Origin of the sequence: Mediannikoviicoccus vaginalis (assembly GCF_928097925.1) — a bacterium.
GTDB lineage: Bacteria > Bacillota > Clostridia > Tissierellales > Peptoniphilaceae > Mediannikoviicoccus > Mediannikoviicoccus vaginalis.
On the sequence record NZ_CAKMRI010000001.1, the window covers coordinates 50,687 to 69,934 of the forward strand.

Consider the following 19,248-nt stretch of genomic DNA (forward strand, 5'->3'; position numbering starts at 1 on the left):
GCGAACAATGAAAAATAAATTATTGAGAAGTAGAGAATAAATCTACTTCTTTTTTTTGCAAAAAGGATTAGAATGGCGACAAACGAAAGATGTTATTAGACAATTTCGCTAAAAAGCAAGAAAGTATTTTCAAATAATTTGAAAAACCATAATAAGCCTTGACGGAAGAAGAAAATTAGTGAATAATATAAGTAATGATTATTATTATCAAAAATAATCAAAAAATATTTCAAGGAGGATATATGTTAAAAAGATTTTTAGCAGCAGGTTTGGCCCTAATCTTAGCCTTAGGACCAGCTAGCCAGGCCCTGGCAGTAGAGCCAGGACAGAACGAAGCTAAAAGAATAGAGGCTTCAATAGAAAATCCAGTAGACAATAAGTCTATGGGAGAAAAAGACAGAGATGATAAAAAAGTCTCGGAGAAAAAAGTTTACATTGTAGACTTTGAGGAAGAAAAAAGAGATGAGATAAAGAAAAGCTTAGAAAAGATTGAATCATTCAAGCTTCTTTATGAATACTTTATAGTTTTTTCTGGTCTATCATTTGAACTAGATCCAGAGAAATTAGATGAGTGTTATGCCATTCCAGGTATTGGCAAAATCGAGGAAGCAGGCAAGATGACTCCTATGATGAACAATGCCAGAAAGGATATTAAGGTTGACCAGGCTTCAGGTTATCTTAAGAATCTAAATCTACCAACAGGAGCTCATTATGATGGTAGGGGCATGGTTATATCATCAATTGACACTGGTATTGATCACAGGCACAAGGACATGAGGCTGGACGATGATGCCAAGGATGTGGCCAAGCTCAAAAAGGGAGGCAAACTTCCAGGATCAGATGCAACCTTAAGCGATACTTATTATATAAATGAAAAGATTCCCCACTCATACAACTATCTGACAGGTGGGAAAATCACAGTAGAAAAATATGACGATGGGTCTCACTACTACGACCCCCATGGTCAGCACATAGCAGGTATCCTGGCAGCCAATGCAAAAAATGAGGAAATTGAAAAGGAAAATGGAATCAAAGGGGTTGCTCCAAATGCGCAGCTCCTTAGCTACAAGACCTACTCCTACCCATCTATGAAGTTCGCAGGAGATGAGACTATGTTCCACGCTATGGAAGACTCCATCAAGCATGGGGCAGACGTAGTTTCGGTTTCTTCTGGCTATACGGGTACAGGCCTAGTGGGTGAAAAATACTGGCATGTAATTAGGGCTTTAAGAAAGCACGACCTACCAGTATGTGTTGCCACAGGAAACTTTGCAACATCAGGCTCCAACACATCTTGGGATGCCTACGCCAACGATGACCTTGGCATGGTAGACACTGGAAACGTAACAAGGACAGCAGCCCATGAGGACACCATAGCAGTTGGGTCTGCCAGAAACTCTAGGATTGAATTTTCAGGAGTTAATATTAACGGTAAGGACGTTAGATATGCACCAATAGGGGCATTTTTCAATAAAAAAGATTTTACAAAAGATAAATACGACTTTATCTACCTAGGCAGATGCCAAGACGAAGACGTAAGAGGCAAGGACCTAAGAGGCAAGATAGTTGTAATGGATAGGATCTTTACAACAGAATTAAAGTATGCCTTCAAGAGGGTAACCGACAAGGGAGCCAAAGGTGTAGTTGTTGTAAATACAGTTTCCTTCTACAATAGGGACGACTGGGAACTATATCCAGCTCTAGGCTACGAATTTGATGAAAAAACTGACGCCCGTGTTATATCCATATCAGGCTATGATGGGCTTGACCTATGGGATGCAATAAGGGGAGAAGAAGTTCCTAACCAAAGAAATATTGGCAAGGAAGAAGACTATAGGATAGACATGAAAGAGTTCAACAAGCACAAGCCAAAGCTTGGTCAAGAAAAAAACCTTTCTTTCAAATTCCTAGACAAGAAACTTTATACTAAGGACTCAAACGTGCCAGCAGGGTCAACTTCTTGGGGACCAAGGACAGACCTTATGCTAAAGCCAGACGTTTCAGCACCTGGTAAAAACATATATTCAACCATGTCTGTAACTACTGACGCAAACGGAAATGAAATTTCAAACTACGGAAATTCATCAGGAACTTCCATGGCTACACCAGTAGTATCAGCATCAACAGTTATTGTAAGACCATTACTAAAAGAACTGGTGAAAACAGACGTACTTACGAAGGCCAACAATGGCAAGGGCATCGACCTGGTTACTCTAACCAAGATAATGATGCAAAACACATCAGACCCTATGCCAGACAAGACAACAGATAACGGGAAAGGCGGACACCTTTATGCCTCACCAAGGCAGCAAGGAGCAGGCCTTATCAATGTGAACAAAGCAGTCCACAACAAGGTTTTTGCCAGCTATCAAGTTAAGGGATCTCTAGGAGAAGAAAACTCCTATGGTGCAATGTCCCTTAAGGAAATAGCAGGTCAAAGCAAAAACTTTGTTATCGATATCCACAATACAAGCGATAGAGACCTTAAATTTAGGGTTAAGTCTACGCCTGTAACAACAGACGGTATTGTTGAAAAGAAAAAACTTGATGAAGAATATAGAGATGCCGACGAAATCCAAGGCGTAAAGATGGTAAGGGAAGTCCACCCTGAAATTGTAAAAGACGCTAGCATGAGCTTCGACCAAGAAGAATTTGTAGTTAAGGCTAATTCTAGCTTCAAACTAGGCGGCTCTATAGATGTTGGTTCTGCAAAGGGACAAAATAAGTTTGTAGAAGGATTTATAAGACTTGAGTCAGAGGAAGAATCCTCAGGAAAAGAAAACCCTCAACCATCTCTATCAATGCCATTTATGGGCTTTGCAGGAGATTGGAACCATGACCCAATAGTAGATGAATGGGCATGGGAAGAAGGGGCTAGGTACAAGGAAGTACAGTATGATGACAGAGGCAACTCGAAAAAACCATCATCAGTTTATGCTGGTCACGGAGACCACCACGGTGTGTCAGATAACGACCTTTACTACCTAGCAGGAACCATCCAAAACACAGAAGATGGCAACAAGAACCTAGACCAGGACCCAAGCCTATTTTCATTAAACAACGACCAAGATGCCAAGGAGCCAAGTTCAAAACTATTTAAAATTGAACCTAAGGGAATCAAATACAACCTTGTGAGGACTCTTCTTCCTTATCCATTTATGTTAAGGACTTCTTACAATGCAGAAGCCAAGGTAGTTGCAAACAAGGACCCAGAAAACCCTGAGAATGAAAAGCTAATTATCAAGCTAACTGATGAAGACTTTGTAAGGGGAGTTCTAAATACAAGAAACCATACAGCCAGAGGCTTTAGAACATCTAGGATAAGGCCAAATGGAAAGTTCGCTTGGAAAGGTCATGCATTTAACCCAAGAATTCCTATAGGTCATGGAGATACAGGCTACGGAGATGACTATGTTGCAGAAGGAGATTACGCATTCAAATTTGAATTTAAGCTCCTTCCCTATGACAACTTCAAAGCCCAAACCAAATATATAGATGTAAAGGTTGATAGGACTAAGCCTGAAATCCTTTCTATAGATTCATCTAACCCAGATGAAATAAAGCTAAGGGTAAAAGACACCTACAATACAATCAAAAAAGAACATGACAAGCCTACCCTATTCTTTATAAGGGACCAAGAAAAAAACCCGAACTTCTTTGAAACTAAACCTAACAAGGTATGGCTTGCCAAGGCAGGTTTTATTGACGATATAGAAGACAGGAATGTAGAAAAAGAACTTAGTGTAATAAGGACTGAGGAAGACCCAACTAGCCTTGAAACGACCTATGCAATCAAGGGAGCAAATAAGGGCCTTGCGGGCAAAATCATAGAGATTGGAGCCCTTGACCCAGCTGCCAATGAGGCAGAAGCTAGGTTTATAAAATTTGCTGACCAAGTAGAAGACGGTAAGCTTAAGTATGAGATAGGAAAAGCAGTTGAAGAGTTAACAGCACCTTTTACCTATGAAACAGTCTTCAAAAAAATCGAAGAAGGCAGCATTGACGAAAAACTCCTAAAAGAAGAGGACGTACCAAGTCCATCCCAACCAGAGAAGAAAGCCCTGGAAGGAAAAGTTGATATTAAGTTCAACAAAGACCTATCTTCCTACAGAGACCTTAAAGATAGGGATGGAGACAAGAAGCTAAAAATCAAGACAGGCACAAGGTATGACTTCGTATCAGACGAAACTATCACTGTTAAACTCTATGGAGACTATGACTGCAACTACGGTCCCCTTGATGACGATGGCCTACCAACCCATTATGAAGACGGCACAAAGGTTACTGAAAACGACTATACCTATGAATCTGTAGCTGACATGAAGGACAAAGGCTATGTTGGCGCTATAGAAGCCAATGACAAGGGTGGCTACAATATCAGGGGTAAAATCCACAATGTTTCAGAAGATGGACAACTTAGGATTGAGTCTAAGGGATGGATAAATGCATCTGAAAAGATGGATACCTTTAACTACAATCCAGAAGATAAGTCCCTAGAATTTGACCTTTACATTAACTTAAAAGATACTTGGAACGGAAAAAGGGTCCAAAGCTATCTAACAATCTTTGCCATGGATGGCAGAAGAGTATCAGATAAATTCATGTTTAAATTGGAAAAGCCTGAGACAAAGAAGGAAAAGGAAGAGCCAAGGTATCTTTCGGAAACAAAGGATATTAACGAAATAGGAAGAACCCTTACAAACGGACAGAGATTAAGCTCAGAAACAGTGAATGGTAAGACTGTATACTACCTAAGCGATGCCATTACCCTGAGCCAAGGCTACGCACTTAAGGCCATTTCCCTAAATCCAGGTAAAAATGACCTAGAGCCAATGAGTACAGAACTTATCTATTGTGACGCATCAAATGCACAAGACGGCAAGCTAAAACAAGATGTTAAATTTGAAATCAGGGAAGGCTTTGGAACTCTGAGATATGAAATCTATGAACTAAAACTTGACAAAAATGGAAATGCCATTAAGGACGGAGATAGTGTTAAGCTAGGAAAAATGGTAGAAGATACAGGCAAGTGTGTATACTTTGATAACACCCTATGTGAGCTTGTCCTTGACAATTCAACCTTCAACCCTAGCAAAAACAACAAACTCTATATCAAGTCCAGCCCTCTAGTCCTTAGGGGACAGGCAGGAGACAAGGGAGCCTTTATGTGGGACTTCTTTGTAAACAGGTCTCTAGTAGACTCCTATCTGATTTATGGAGACTTCAAGACTTCTAACTACAAGGACTTTGAATTCAAGGTTCCAGTAGAGGACAGGGACTGGCTAGATTGGTCAATGGCTGACTATGTTGCCAACGGTATGGACGGTAGGGTTGTTGATAAGGACGGCAACAATGTTGTTGAAGGCCTAGTTAACCAATACCAAATCAGGATAGACAATACTAAGCCAGAAATTAGTCTGACCCTTGATGACAGCCAGTTAGCTGGAGCCAGATCTATAAAGATAGGCGATAAGTTTGTAAATATAGTAATAAAAGACAAGGTAGATGCAGATGGCGAAGACGCTTATAACGGAGAAATACAAAAGACTTCAATAAAAATCAATGGTAAAGACTATGAGCCTGGTAAGGGCCTAGCCGACTACGGTCAAGAACCATATGAAATTGAAGTATCAGCCACAGACTATGCCTTTAATACAAGCCTTAAGAAATTTGAGGTGAGAAAAGATGTAAAACCACAAGAAAAAGGAGCAGAAATTATTAAAATTAGCCTGGACTATGGTGTTGAAGGACAGAAAGAGGATAAAGAAATAAACAAGGGCGAAGACCTAACTCTTCCAAGTCCAGACTTTAAAAACCCTGGCAAGACCTTCTTAGGTTGGGAATACCAGGGTAAGACCTACAAGCCAGGTGAAACAATAGTCTTTAATGAAAAAGCAAGTCTTCTAGGCAAGTGGAAAGACGAGGTAGAAAAAGCCTACACCCTAGTGGAATACAAGCTAGATGGAATCGTAGACAAGGAAAACTACAAGCCATTCAAGGCAGAAAGTGGATCTAAGTTCAAACTTCCAAAGGCTCCAGAAAAACTAGAGGATGGCAAGAGCTTTGAATCTTGGATAGTTGGTGGCAAGTTCTACAATCCTGGAGATGAACTTGAACTAAATGGGGAAAGGATCCTTATCTCTATCAAGTTTAAGGACAAAAAAGATTCTGGAAACCATGGAGGCGAAAGTCCACAAGTAGATCCAGGAAATACAAATGGTGCAGATAATAGGCAAGACCCAGCTAAAGAAAAAGACCAAGCTAGTGATAAGAAAAATGAAGGCAAAAACAAGGAAGCTCTTAAGTTGGAAAAACTATTTAGGACCGCTGGAAAGGACAGGTACCAAACTGCCCTTGAAATTTCAAGGAAAAACTTTGAAAAGGCAGATACAGTAGTTCTTGCAGATGCTAGAAACTATCCAGATGCCTTAACAGCATCGGCCCTTGCGAGGAGCTTAAACGCACCACTTCTTTTAACTAGCGAAAGTGTTAGCAAAGATTTGGAAAAAGAAATAAAAAGACTAGGTGCAAAAAACATTACCATAGTGGGAGGTAGATCATCAGTTTCAAATAAAGAAGCTAAATTCTACCAAGGACTTGGAAATGTTGAAAGGATTGCTGGAGCTGATAGGTATGAAACAGCCATTAAAATAGCTGAAAGGGTCCTAGAAATGAATAAGGGACAAGATAAGCTTATAGTCGCTGACGGATTAAACTATCCAGATGCCCTAGCTGCTGGAGCATATGCAGCAAGAGAGAAAATGCCAATAATCCTTGCAAATGGAAGCGACTTACCAGGAGGTAAAAAGCTAATCAAGACTTACGGCATTAAAAAAGCCCTAGTAGTAGGTGGTTCAAACTCAGTAGGAAATGTGGATAGGTTCTTTGAATCAACTACTAGAATAGCAGGTAAAAATAGGTATGAAACTGCAGTAAAAATTGCAGAAGACCTATTTAAAGGAAGTAAGAAAATTTACTTGGCAAGTGGAGAAAACTTCCCAGACGCCCTGGCTATAGGACCAGTAGGAGGCATGAAAGATGCACCTATACTTCTAACCAGAAAAGACAAGATGCCAAAAGAAGTTAGGGACTATATCCAAAGAAATAAAATAGAAGAAGTAGAAATAATAGGGGGAGAAAACTCAGTATCTCAAAACCAAGTAAAATAATTTTTTCAAAGCAGGAGAAATGATCTGAACCCCTAAACTGGGAATAAACTAATAATTTAAGCGGAATGTAATCTGTAATCAACAGGGGACATTCCGTTTAATTAATGACTTTAGTCAGTTGAGTTCGCTTGCGAACGAAACAATAAACTACCCGCTATGCGGGTAGGTGTTCTTAGGTTATACCAAAAAAATCACCAAGTATTATAATAGAGTTGTTCAGACCTAATATAATAAGAGGTGATTTTATGGCAAATAAAACTAATTCATTATCTCACACAAAATGGATGTGCAAGTATCACATAGTCTTCACCCCAAAGTATAGACGAAAAGTGATATTTAATCAATATAGAGAAAGTCTCATAGAAATATTTAAATTACTTTGCAAATACAAAGGAGTAGAAATAATAGAAGGGCATATGATGCCAGATCATGTACACATGTTAGTAAGTATTCCACCCAAAATATCAGTATCAAGTTTTATGGGTTATTTAAAAGGGAAAAGTGCATTGATGATGTTTGACAGACATGCGAATTTAAAATATAAATTTGGTAATCGTCATTTTTGGGCAGAAGGATATTATGTGAGCACAGTGGGATTGAATGAAAAAACAATAGCAAAATATATAAGAGAGCAAGAGCAACACGATATAGCACTTGATAAGTTGAGTGTAAAAGAATATACAGATCCGTTTGGAAAATAGAAATTAAAAATCCCTTTCAGGGATAAGCTAAAGTGGCAAAAACAGTTAGGTTTGAACGGAGTGAAAACCAGCGCCTTGAGACGCTGGTTGGTATCACTCGGGCTTATAGCCCTTGAACAAACCACCCGTTTTACGGGTGGTCATGATTTTATCCTAATCCTATTTTGGTTATTTTTATTTTTTCAAAAAGAAAAAATAAAAAATATTTAAAAGAAATCTCTTGACAAAAAAATCTAGCCCTGTATAATATATAAATATAAATGCAAAGAAATGGAATATTATAAGTGAACAAATCTTTTCAGAGAGATATTGGTAGGTGAGAAATATCAAGATAGTCCTTAAAACTAGCCATGGAGCAGCGCACTGAAATTATTAGTAGGTGTAGCCGGGAACTCCCGTTACAGAGTTATTCATTCAATTGATATAAGTGCATCGTTCGATGAAGAAGAGTGGTACCGCGGAGTAGGTTATAAATTTATAATACAACCCTTCGTCTCTTTTACCATAGGTAGAAGAGACGGAGGTTTTTTTCTGCCTAAATTATTAAGGAGGAAAAAATGAAAAAGAAATTTGTAGCAATTGTTGTAGCGGCAAGTATTATTCTTGCATCTTGTGGAGTTAATGGGGAAAGTGAATCTACTAAAGTTGATGAGAATACCATTAAATTTGGATCTAGTTTTCCACTAACTGGTCAATATTCTAATTATGGAATTTCAACTGTAAATGGAATAGAAATGGCCATTGAAGAAATTAATGCGAATGGTGGAATTAAAGGTAAAAAAATTACTTTAGAATCATTAGATGATAAGGGAGAATTAACTGATTCAGTAACAACTTATCATAAATTAGTTCAAAATGGAGCACAGGCTGTAATTGGAACAAACACTTCATCACCATCATCTGCAATTGCTGAAGCGTCAATTAATGATGGTATACCAGTTATTACACCTACTGGAACTGAAGAGGCTATTACCGAAGGAAAACCAAATGTATTTAGAACTTGCTTTACTAATCCATACCAAGGAGAATTGTTAGCAATTTTCGCGAAGGACAGTCTAAATGCTAAAACTGCAGGTATTTTAGTAAATACAGCCAGTGACTACTCAACTGGGATTGCAGATTCATTTGAAAAAAAGGCAGAAGAGTTAGGAATTAAAGTTGTGAAAAAAGAATCTTATGGAGAAAATGATACTGATTTCAAGGCACAACTTACAAGTATAGCTGGCAAAAATCCAGATGTTTTATTAATACCAGACTATTATGAAAAATTATCTCTTATTACACCACAAGCAAGGGATGCAAATATAAAATCCACTTTCTTAGGTGGAGATGGATGGGATGGCATATTAAAGACCATGGACTCATCAAGCTATGAACTTATTCAAGATTCATATTTCACAAATCACTTCTCAATAGAAGACACTGATAGTAAGGTTCAAGAATTTATAAATAAATATAGGGAAAAATATGGAGAAGATCCTACTGCTTTTTCAGCATTAGGTTATGACACAGTTTATATTTTGAAAGAGGGATTTGAATCTGCCAATTCCGATTCAAATGAAGATAGAAACGCAGCCATTAAATCATTAGAGTTTACAGGAATAACAGGTTCCTTTAAATTTGATGAAAATAATAATCCTAGAAAAGCAGCATCAATTATGAAGATTGATAATGGAAAATACAAATTTGATTCCATAGTTAATCCTAGATAGCTATATTTATAATCTCGCAATTTTTTTTGGAGATATGAAATTTTAATATTAATTAACTTTAACGAAGCCATTGTTACATAAACGATGGCTTCTATTTTTTTTTGTAATTATTTAAGATAGCAGTTTTAAATTAAAAATATAATAGCTAATAAAAGTATGTTTATTAAGCTTAAGCCTTCATTGGTGGTATAATTATTTAAAGCTGATTAAAGGGGGAAAGATGAAAGAATATAAAAGAATCTACACTGACCAAAGGTTTAGCCTTCATGATTCAAATATTATTGACATAGATTTCGACTACGATAACAATGACAACAAAGATTTAATTTTAAAAACACAATACGGCTTTGTGGATATTAATAAAAACGAGATGGTAGAAGGAGAAATTATTTTAAAGGACGTTTCTCTAGAAGATTCCTATGTGTATATTATGGAATACAAAAATGTTTTAGCGGGGAATGTGGGAAGTTTTGTTGGAGAAAAAATTGATTTACAAAATTTTATTTCTGCCTTTTACACGAAGTTTAAAAACATTGACGTTATTTATGAGTACGACTCTTACAAGACCTATTTACTAACTGGATTTTTATCTCGAGGGGATGAGTATCTTGAAGTTAATATTGAAATTTTTTATTGTGGAGACTTTTTGTATAGGGTTATTGAGTAGATATGAAAGTTTTTATTAATTTAAATTAACAAAACGGGTAAATAATGCGTTAATTTGATATAATAGAAATGTTGGATGTAACAATGTAATTTTTGAAAAAAGCAGCTTAAAAGCTTATACTATAATGTAGAATTAATTTATGGAGGGAAATATGAAGATTGATTTTTCACCACCGGATATATCTCAACTAGAAATTGATGAAGTTGTGGATACTTTAAAGTCTGGTTGGATTACAACTGGACCTAAAACAAAAAAGCTAGAAAAAATGATTACTGAATATATAGGAACAGATAGGACAGTTTGCCTTAACTCTGCTACGGCGGCGCTTGAGCTTAACTTGAGACTGCTTGGAATAGGTGAGGGGGATGAAGTTATTACTTCAGCGTACACCTACACCGCGTCTGCTTCTGTTATAGAACATGTTGGAGCTAAGATTGTACTTGTGGACACAGTTCCTGGAAGCTATTTTATGGACTATGACAAGTTAGCTGATAGTATAAATGAAAATACAAAGGCTGTAATTGGTGTTGACATTGGAGGAGTTCCTGTAGATTATCATAGAATTAGAGGTATTTTAGAAGAAAAGAAAAATCTTTTTAAACCTGCTAACAAAATACAAGAGGCCATGGGTCGTGCTGCCCTTGTAAATGATGGCGCCCATTCATTTGGATCAATTTATTATGATGAAAAGACAGGCTACTACAGTGACTTTATTTCATTTTCATTCCACGCAGTTAAGAACTTTACCACTGGAGAAGGTGGAGCCCTATCTTGGAATACTATTGATGGCATAGATGATGACGAACTTTATAATGAGTTACAACTTCTATCCCTACATGGTCAAAACAAGGATGCACTTTCAAAGATGAAACTTGGTGCATGGGAATATGACATTGTTGGACCATATTACAAGATGAATATGACTGACATTATGGCTGCCATTGGACTAGCTCAATTTGAAAGATATGACTCTTTACTTGCTAGAAGAAAAGAAGTTGTAAAAATATATGACGACATCTTAAAGGACGCTCCTGTGGAAACACTAAAGCATGTGGGAGAACATTATATAAGTAACTGCCACCTTTACCTAACTAGGGTAAATGGAATTAAAGTGGAAGAAAGAAATAAGATAATTGAGGAAATGGCAGATAAGCAAATAGCAACAAATGTCCACTACAAACCACTTGCTATGATGACTGCATACAAGAATTTGGGATTTGACATAAAAGATTATCCGAATGTATATAAGCAATATGAAAATCAAATCACACTTCCTCTTCATAGCAGACTTACAAATGAAGAAGCTGAATATGTGGCTAAGAGCTTTGTGGAAATAGTAAATAAATATGCAAAATAAATTAAGCCCGGAAGCTTTTTCAAAATATATTGATGAACGTCTTAAAAAGAGAAGATTTTCGCTTTTATTAAAGAGGTTCGTGGATATAGTATTATCTCTAATAGGTATTACAATACTTTTAATTCCATTTATTATTATAAGTGTGATTATTAAGCTAACATCAAAGGGACCGGTGTTTTATAGACAGGAGAGAATAAAAAAGGGCGATGTACCCTTTAGGATATTCAAGTTTAGAACCATGGTTCAAGATGCGGACAAAAAGGGAATGCTAATAACCGTTGGAGAAGACAAGAGGATTACGGGAATAGGAAAGTTTTTGAGAAAGTCAAAGATTGATGAACTTCCTCAACTCATAAATGTGTTTATTGGTGACATGAGTTTTGTTGGACCACGTCCAGAGGTGCCAAAGTACACTGCGCTTTACGATGAGTACCAAAAAAATATTTTAAAAATTCGCCCGGGCATTACAGACCTAGCCTCAATAAAATATAAAGATGAGGCGTCGGTTTTAGCAAAGAGTGAAAACCCCGAAGAGACTTATATAAATGAGATAATGCAGGAAAAGCTTAGGATAAATCTTGAGTATATTGAAAAAATTTCGGTTATACAGGATATTAAGCTGATTGTTATAACCATATTAGAAGTAATAGGATTTGAAATAAATGAACAAAAAGATTAAGAATATTTGGATTATAAATCATTATGCAGATCCACCGAACATAGGAAAATTTAATAGACATTACAATTTTGCGAAAAATTTGAAAGATTGTGGATATAATGTTAAAATATTCACAGCATCAACGATTCATACAACACAGATAAATATGATTTCCAATGATGCCACTTATAAAGAGGATAAATTTAATGGCATAGATTATGTTTTTCTAAGGGCCATGTCCTATGAAAATAATGGAATGAAGAGGGTTTTAAATATGTTGCAATACTTTTTTAGAGCTCTTTTTATACCAAAGAGTTTTGGAAAGCCGGACCTTGTATTTGCCTCTGGACCGCATCCTCTAACGTGGATTGCGGGGTATAGACAGGCAAAAAAATACGATGCCAAGTTTATTACGGAGACGAGAGATCTTTGGCCCGAAACCTTTGTGGCCATGGGTAAAATGACTAGAAAAAATATAATTGCGAAAATTCTTTATAAGATTGAAAGGTGGATGTATAATAAGTCCGATATTATTCTGTTCACACTGCCAGGTGGTATTGACTATATTAGAGAGATAGGTCTGGATACTTCAAAGGTTCGATATATAAACAATGGAATTGTACTTAAGGACTACGAGGAGAACAAGAAGAACTTTGAGTACGAAGATGAAGACCTTTCAAATGAAGAAAACTTCAATGTGGTATTTAGTGGAGCCATTGGTAAGGCCAATGACCTTGGTAGGGTTATTAGAGCTTTTAAGATAATTAAAGATAGAGGCTACAAAGACATTAAGTTTTTAATCTTTGGAGACAAGGGCGAAAGAAAAGAACTTGAAAAGTATGTGAAAGAGAATAATATTGATAATGTAATTTTCAAGGGCTGGGTAAATAAGAGGCAAGTGCCTTCCATATTATCACAGTCAAACCTTCAAGTATTATCCCTAGCACACCTACCAGAACTTTTTAAATATGGACTTAGTCCAAATAAATTGTTCGAGTACTTAGCTTCGGGAAAGCCAGTTATATCAAATGTTGAATGTGGATATGACCTTTTACAAAAATACAACTGTGGATTAACTGTTCAAGGGGACAGGGAAGAAAGTATGGCGGATGGTATAATTTATTTTTATAAGTTGTACAAAGAAGAGCCGGGGAAATATTTACAATACTGTGAAAATTCATTAAAGGCTGCAAAGGACTTTGATTTTAAAAACTTATCAACGAAGCTGGTTGAAGTTATTGAAAGCCTGGAGTAGATAAAAAATGATGGAGGATCAATGAATATATCATTAATAGATTTAAAGAGACAATACAAAAATATAGAAGAAGAAGCAGAAGAGAGAATTCTTGACGTTTTAAGAAATGCCCAATATATTATGGGGGAAAATGTTAAGAAGTTTGAATCTGAATTTGCTAGATACCTTGGAGTTAAGAACGCCATTTCTGTAGGTAATGGAACAGATGCGCTAATTATTGCGTTAAAGGCACTGGGAATTGGCCATGGAGATGAAGTTATCACTACAGCCTACACATTCTTTGCCACTGCAGAGGCCATAGCATATGTGGGAGCAACTCCAGTATTTGTTGATGTTGAACTTGACACTTACAATATCGACCCAAAATTAATAGAAGAAAAGATTACTGAAAAGACAAAGGCTATTATAGCTGTTCATATATTTGGTAATCCATGTAAGATGGATGAAATAAATGAAATTGCAAAGAAACACAATCTATATGTGGTAGAAGATGCAGCGCAAGCTGTTGGATGTATCTACAAGGGTAAAATGATCGGTACATTATCAGACATAGCATGCTTTTCATTCTTCCCAACTAAAAACCTAGGTTGTGCTGGCGATGGTGGAATGTTAACAACAAACAACGACGACTTAGCAACCATTATTAAAGCGCTAAAGGTACATGGATCGGGAGAAAATGGATTAAAGGCATATAACCTTTTAAACGACATTGACGAAGAAGTCAAAGTTGATGAATCTGCTGACAATACAGTTTACAATCCATTAAAATATTACAATTATATAATTGGACAAAACTCCAGATTAGATGAAATACAAGCAGCACTTCTAAGGGTTAAGCTTATTCACCTAGAGGGATGGACTGACAATAGAGTTAGAGCTGCAAAGAGATACAACGAAGGCCTAAAAGACGTATTGGTAACACCAATAGAGGAAGAAGAGTCAAGACATGTGTATCATCTATACATCCTTCAATCTGAAAAGAGAGAAGAGCTTACAAACTTCCTAAAGGAAAAGGGAATAGCAACTGGTATTTACTATCCAGTACCAATGCACTTACAAGAAGTTTTCAAACCTTTAGGATATAAACCTGAAGATTGCAAAAATGCATACTATTTATCAAAGAGAACTTTTGCACTTCCAATGTTCCCAGAGATAACAGATGAAGAGATAGACTATATTATCAAATCTGTTTTGGAGTTTAATCATGAGTAAATATTTTGTGCACGAGTCGTCATATGTTGACGAAGGTTCAACAATTGGTGAAGGAACAAAGATTTGGCACTTTTCACATATTATGCCGAATTGCGAAATAGGTAAAAACTGCAACATTGGACAAAATGTTGTTATTTCACCGGGAGTTAAGATTGGCGACAGTGTAAAGATACAAAACAATGTATCTGTGTATACAGGTGTTTGTTGCGAGGAAGGTGTGTTCTTAGGGCCTTCCTGCGTGTTCACAAATGTAATAAATCCACGCTCCTTAATTGAGAAGAAAGATGAATATAAAAAGACGCTTTTAAAAAAAGGAGCTTCAGTTGGGGCAAATGCCACAATAATTTGCGGTAACACAATTGGGCGATTTGCACTTATAGGTGCCGGGGCAGTCATTACAAAAGATGTTAAAGACTATGAAATTGTAGTTGGAAATCCTGCAAGGCCAATCGGTTATGCATGTGAGTGTGGCGAGCGGTTAAAAAAATATCAAAATAATGAGTACAAATGTGAAATTTGTGGTAAAATATATAAGTTGGAAGACGAATTTTTAAGAGAGAAGGAGTAAAAAATGTCAAATATTAAACAAGAACTATTACAAAAAATTGAATCTAAGGAATTAGTAGTAGGGGTTATTGGACTAGGATATGTTGGTCTACCTCTAGCAGTAGAAAAAGCTAACGCAGGTTACAAGGTAATAGGTTTTGATGTACTACCTGAAAAGGTAAAGATGGTAAACGAAGGACACAATTACATAGGTGATGTAGTTGATGAAGAACTAGCTGAATTAGTTGAAAAGGGAATGTTAAGAGCAACAGATAATTTTGCAGAAGTTGCATCATGTGACTTTATCGCCATTGCAGTTCCTACACCACTTGATAAATATCAACAACCAGATATATCATATGTTGAAAAATCAACAACAGATGTATCAAAACACTTAAAGAAGGGTTCAATTGTAGTTCTTGAATCTACAACATACCCAGGTACAACAGAAGAACTAATGTTACCTATCCTTGAAGAAGGTTCAGGATTAAAATGTGGAGAAGATTTCTATCTAGCATTCTCTCCAGAAAGAGTTGACCCAGGTAACAAGATTTATAAAACTAAAAATACTCCAAAGGTAATCGGAGGAGTTGGAGAAGACTCTACAGAAGTTGCAGCAGCTCTTTACAGAAATGTACTAGAAGGAGAAGTATTTACAGTTTCTTCACCTAAGGTTGCTGAAATGGAAAAGATATTAGAAAACACTTATAGAAATGTTAACATCGGCCTAGTAAACGAATTTGCTCTAATTGCAGACAAAATGGGAATAAACATTTGGGAAGTTGTTGATGCAGCAAAGACAAAACCATATGGCTTCCAAGCTTTCTATCCAGGTCCTGGAATTGGTGGACACTGTATTCCACTAGATCCATTCTACCTAACATGGAAGGCAAAAGAATACGATGCTCATATGAGAATAATTGAAGCATCAGGTTCAGTAAACGACTTTATGCCAGAATGGGTTATTGATAGATCATTAAGAATTTTATCAAAGAAATTCAAAAAGGCATTAAACGGAGCAAAAGTTTTAATCTTAGGTATTGCATATAAAAATGATATAGACGACTTAAGAGATAGCCCTGCACTAGTTGTTATAGAACAATTTGAAAAAGAAGGCGCTAACTTAGACTACTATGATGGATACAATCCTTCATATGTTGACCAAAATGGAGAAACAGTTCACTCAATCAAAGAACTTACTCCAGAAGTTGTAGCTTCATATGACTTAGTTGTTATTACAACAAACCATTCAAATGTTGACTACCAAATGGTTGCAGACAATGCTAAGTTTATATTTGATACAAAATATGCAACAAGAGATGTAAAGGACAACAATAACAACATCGAATTATTATAATCGGAGGTTTAATTTGAAAAAGTTAAAAGGCGTTATCATAGGATGCGGAAGAATTTCATATAGACATGTGCAAGCACTGATAGATAACGACAGCAACACAGAATTAGTAGGCCTTTGCGATGTAATTGAAGAAAGAGCTATTGAAAAACAAAAACAATATGCTGAAACTTTTCCAGATAGAAATGTGGAAGTATTCACAGACTATATGGAAATGATAAAAAAGGTTAAACCTGACTTTGCTATGATCTGTACAGAATCAGGATATCATGGAGATATTGCATTACATTGTCTAGAAGAAGATGTTCATGTTCTAATCGAAAAGCCAATGGCAATGACATTGGAAGAGATAGATAAGATAAACGAACTTGCTGACAAAAAGAATTTAAAGGTTGGTGTTTGCCACCAAAATAGATTCAATCCACCAATTCAAAAGCTTAGAAAAGCTGTTGATGAAGGAAAATTCGGCAGACTTATTAACGGAACAGCTAGAATTCTTTGGACAAGAGACCAACATTACTATGACCTTGCACCTTGGAGAGGTACAAAAAAACTTGATGGTGGAACACTTATGAACCAATGTATCCACAACATAGACTTACTACTATGGATGATGGGTTCGGATGTTGTTTCAGTTCAATCAGAGAGAGGTACATTCCTAAGAGATATTGAAATGGAAGACTTTGGTGCAATACTGCTTAGATTCGAAAATGGATCCATTGGTATAATCGAAGGCTCAGCCTGTGTATATCCAAAGAACTTAGAAGAGACATTGAGTATATTTGGCGAAACGGGAACAGCAGTTATCGGTGGTCTTGCAGTAAATGAAATAAAGACATGGAACTTTGCAGATGAAAGCGAAGTTATAGAGAAAAAAGATTCATCAGAAGTTCAAAATGTGTACGGAGACGGACACACACCACTTTTAAAAGACTTTGTTGATGCTATAAACGAAGATAAACAGCCGCTAATCTGTGGAAGAGAGGCGAGAAAGCCTGTGGAAGTTATTTTAAAAGCATATGAACAAAGAAAATTACCATAAACTAAGGGAGTCATTGACTCCCTTTTTGAATACCTAGGAGAGATAAAATGGAAGATAATATTAAAATTTTAATTGAAAAGGCATTAGATGTAAGAAAAAACTCATACTGCCCATATTCAAACTATGCTGTTGGTGCAAGTATATTGGCTGAGGACGGAAATGTTTATGTTGGTGCAAATATTGAAAATGCATCTATTGGTGGGACGATTTGTGCAGAAAGATCCGCAATGACAAATGCCTGTTCAAGCGGAGCAAGGTCAATAAAAATTATTGCTATTGTTGGTGGAAAAGTGGACCAAAATATAAATGAAATGGACTGGGCTTTTCCATGTGGCATATGTAGACAGTTTTTAAATGAGTTTGCAAGTGAAGAAACCATTGTTGTGGTGGCTAAGTCTTCTTATGAGTATAGAATGTTTAAGTTTAATGAACTTCTTCCAAATGCCTTTGGACCGAATAATCTAGAATAGTTTTAAAATGATTTTACTCTAAGCTGTAGTAACCACTTGGACATGGATTTGCTCCTGCTACAAATAGAAAAAGTTATTCGATAATACATTGTATCTCTATATGCCATTATGATAAAATTTATTGAAGAGGAAATTCTTTTAAATTATTTTATTGTAATCGTAGAGGGATATTATGGATTATTTATACAAGTTGGTTTTAATTTTCTTCTTTTATTCATTTTTAGGATGGATTATAGAAGTTGCTTTAAAATATGCGCAGTACCATAGGTTTATTAATAGGGGATTTTTAATTGGTCCCTACTGTCCAATTTATGGTAGTGGTGTTGCTCTTGCAACCTTTTTAAATGACATGTTGGCACCGTTAGAGTCATCTTTCGGAACGAGTTTTTTAATTTCATTTGTATTTTGTGGTCTGCTTGAGTATTTGACATCTTACTTTTTTGAAAAGAAGTATCATGCAAGATGGTGGGACTACTCACAAAAGCCCATGAACTTAAATGGTCGTGTATGGATAGGAAATCTTGTGTTATTTGGACTTGCAGGAATGATTATTACAAGGATTTTCAATCCTATCTTCTTTGCCTTTATGGACAGTTTGAATCCTAAGATTATATATATATTAGCTGGAACATTGTCGGTTATATTTTTATCTGACTACATATTTTCTAGGTTTATAATGGGGCTTCTTAAAAAAGTCGTTGAAAGTAGTGAGGCTGATAATAGTGAAGCCATTGCAAAAGAGGTTAGAGAGCTTCTTAAGGATAAAAATTTACTTTACAGCCGTATAGTTGATGCATATCCAAATGTTCAGTTTAGAACTAATAAAGTTAAAGAGAGACTTGAAAAAATCAAGGAAGAGGGAGAAAATATTCATTTAATGGCTGAGGAAAAGCTAAATGAATTCAATGAACAGGTTAAGAAGAGCAAGGAGATGGCTTCTAAAAACCTTATACTAACAAGAAATCTTCAAAAAAATATTATTGACAACCAAAGTGAGCTTATAGAGTTGTTAATGGATGGAAAAATAAATGATGATGAAAAGAAAAAGCTTTTAGAAAAAATTGAAGAGGATAAAAAAATTCTAGAAAAGAGAATTGTAATCTAA

13 protein-coding genes and 1 other annotated feature are annotated in these 19,248 nt (G+C 36.1%); all 13 genes read left to right on the forward strand.

The genetic code is table 11. The features are described 5' to 3' along the window. Positions 1–242 precede the first annotated feature (242 nt). The 13 genes from L6651_RS00285 (at position 243) to L6651_RS00345 (ending at position 19,248) form a co-directional block, all read left to right on the forward strand. A complete protein-coding gene (locus L6651_RS00285; protein ID WP_237036063.1) occupies positions 243–7,169 on the forward strand; it encodes a cell wall-binding repeat-containing protein in 6,927 nt (2,308 codons plus the stop codon). A gap of 245 nt (positions 7,170–7,414) precedes the next feature. Continuing rightward, on the forward strand, positions 7,415–7,870 hold the full coding sequence (tnpA, locus tag L6651_RS00290; RefSeq protein ID WP_237036064.1) for an IS200/IS605 family transposase: 456 nt from the start codon (positions 7,415–7,417) through the stop codon (positions 7,868–7,870). Positions 7,871–8,126: 256 nt separating this feature from the next. Next, positions 8,127–8,371, forward strand: a binding site (T-box leader). A gap of 56 nt (positions 8,372–8,427) precedes the next feature. Then, positions 8,428–9,582 (forward strand): ABC transporter substrate-binding protein, encoded by a 1,155-nt coding sequence (locus L6651_RS00295; RefSeq protein WP_237036065.1) that lies wholly within the window; start codon positions 8,428–8,430, stop codon positions 9,580–9,582. A 220-nt stretch (positions 9,583–9,802) separates the two neighbouring features. Next, entirely contained in the window at positions 9,803–10,249 is a 447-nt protein-coding gene (locus tag L6651_RS00300) for a hypothetical protein (RefSeq protein ID WP_237036066.1), read from the forward strand. Between the two features lie 151 nt (positions 10,250–10,400). Next, positions 10,401–11,606: a DegT/DnrJ/EryC1/StrS family aminotransferase gene (locus tag L6651_RS00305; RefSeq protein WP_237036067.1), complete on the forward strand. Its 1,206-nt coding sequence runs from the start codon at positions 10,401–10,403 to the stop codon at positions 11,604–11,606. Further along, positions 11,596–12,285, forward strand: a complete 690-nt coding sequence (locus L6651_RS00310; protein ID WP_237036068.1) for a sugar transferase — start codon at positions 11,596–11,598, stop codon at positions 12,283–12,285. The genes L6651_RS00305 and L6651_RS00310 overlap by 11 nt, the downstream gene beginning before the upstream one ends. After that, positions 12,269–13,519, forward strand: coding sequence for a glycosyltransferase family 4 protein (locus L6651_RS00315; RefSeq protein ID WP_237036069.1), 1,251 nt, complete (start codon positions 12,269–12,271; stop codon positions 13,517–13,519). Before L6651_RS00310 ends, L6651_RS00315 begins: the two co-directional genes overlap by 17 nt. Before the next feature lie 21 nt (positions 13,520–13,540). Next, complete coding sequence (locus L6651_RS00320; protein WP_237036070.1) at positions 13,541–14,731, forward strand: DegT/DnrJ/EryC1/StrS family aminotransferase; 1,191 nt, start codon at positions 13,541–13,543, stop codon at positions 14,729–14,731. Then, the gene (locus tag L6651_RS00325; protein ID WP_237036071.1) at positions 14,724–15,299 is read left to right on the forward strand and encodes an acyltransferase; all 576 of its coding nucleotides are present in this window, start codon (positions 14,724–14,726) and stop codon (positions 15,297–15,299) included. Before L6651_RS00320 ends, L6651_RS00325 begins: the two co-directional genes overlap by 8 nt. 3 nt (positions 15,300–15,302) lie before the next feature. Then, on the forward strand, positions 15,303–16,634 hold the full coding sequence (locus L6651_RS00330; protein ID WP_237036072.1) for a nucleotide sugar dehydrogenase: 1,332 nt from the start codon (positions 15,303–15,305) through the stop codon (positions 16,632–16,634). A 13-nt stretch (positions 16,635–16,647) separates the two neighbouring features. Then, the gene (locus L6651_RS00335; protein ID WP_237036073.1) at positions 16,648–17,673 is read left to right on the forward strand and encodes a Gfo/Idh/MocA family protein; all 1,026 of its coding nucleotides are present in this window, start codon (positions 16,648–16,650) and stop codon (positions 17,671–17,673) included. 47 nt (positions 17,674–17,720) lie between these two features. Next, on the forward strand, positions 17,721–18,143 hold the full coding sequence (gene cdd / locus L6651_RS00340; protein ID WP_237036074.1) for a cytidine deaminase: 423 nt from the start codon (positions 17,721–17,723) through the stop codon (positions 18,141–18,143). A 172-nt stretch (positions 18,144–18,315) separates the two neighbouring features. Further along, positions 18,316–19,248: a putative ABC transporter permease gene (locus tag L6651_RS00345; protein WP_237036075.1), complete on the forward strand. Its 933-nt coding sequence runs from the start codon at positions 18,316–18,318 to the stop codon at positions 19,246–19,248.

Coding starts and splice junctions, on each gene's coding strand:
- L6651_RS00320 (WP_237036070.1), top strand. CDS start 13,541: ATGAATATATCATTAATAGATTTAAAGAGACAATACAAAAATATAGAA.
- L6651_RS00305 (WP_237036067.1), top strand. CDS start 10,401: ATGAAGATTGATTTTTCACCACCGGATATATCTCAACTAGAAATTGAT.
- L6651_RS00310 (WP_237036068.1), top strand. CDS start 11,596: ATGCAAAATAAATTAAGCCCGGAAGCTTTTTCAAAATATATTGATGAA.
- L6651_RS00345 (WP_237036075.1), top strand. CDS start 18,316: ATGGATTATTTATACAAGTTGGTTTTAATTTTCTTCTTTTATTCATTT.
- cdd (WP_237036074.1), top strand. CDS start 17,721: ATGGAAGATAATATTAAAATTTTAATTGAAAAGGCATTAGATGTAAGA.
- L6651_RS00300 (WP_237036066.1), top strand. CDS start 9,803: ATGAAAGAATATAAAAGAATCTACACTGACCAAAGGTTTAGCCTTCAT.
- tnpA (WP_237036064.1), top strand. CDS start 7,415: ATGGCAAATAAAACTAATTCATTATCTCACACAAAATGGATGTGCAAG.
- L6651_RS00330 (WP_237036072.1), top strand. CDS start 15,303: ATGTCAAATATTAAACAAGAACTATTACAAAAAATTGAATCTAAGGAA.
- L6651_RS00315 (WP_237036069.1), top strand. CDS start 12,269: ATGAACAAAAAGATTAAGAATATTTGGATTATAAATCATTATGCAGAT.
- L6651_RS00325 (WP_237036071.1), top strand. CDS start 14,724: ATGAGTAAATATTTTGTGCACGAGTCGTCATATGTTGACGAAGGTTCA.
- L6651_RS00295 (WP_237036065.1), top strand. CDS start 8,428: ATGAAAAAGAAATTTGTAGCAATTGTTGTAGCGGCAAGTATTATTCTT.
- L6651_RS00285 (WP_237036063.1), top strand. CDS start 243: ATGTTAAAAAGATTTTTAGCAGCAGGTTTGGCCCTAATCTTAGCCTTA.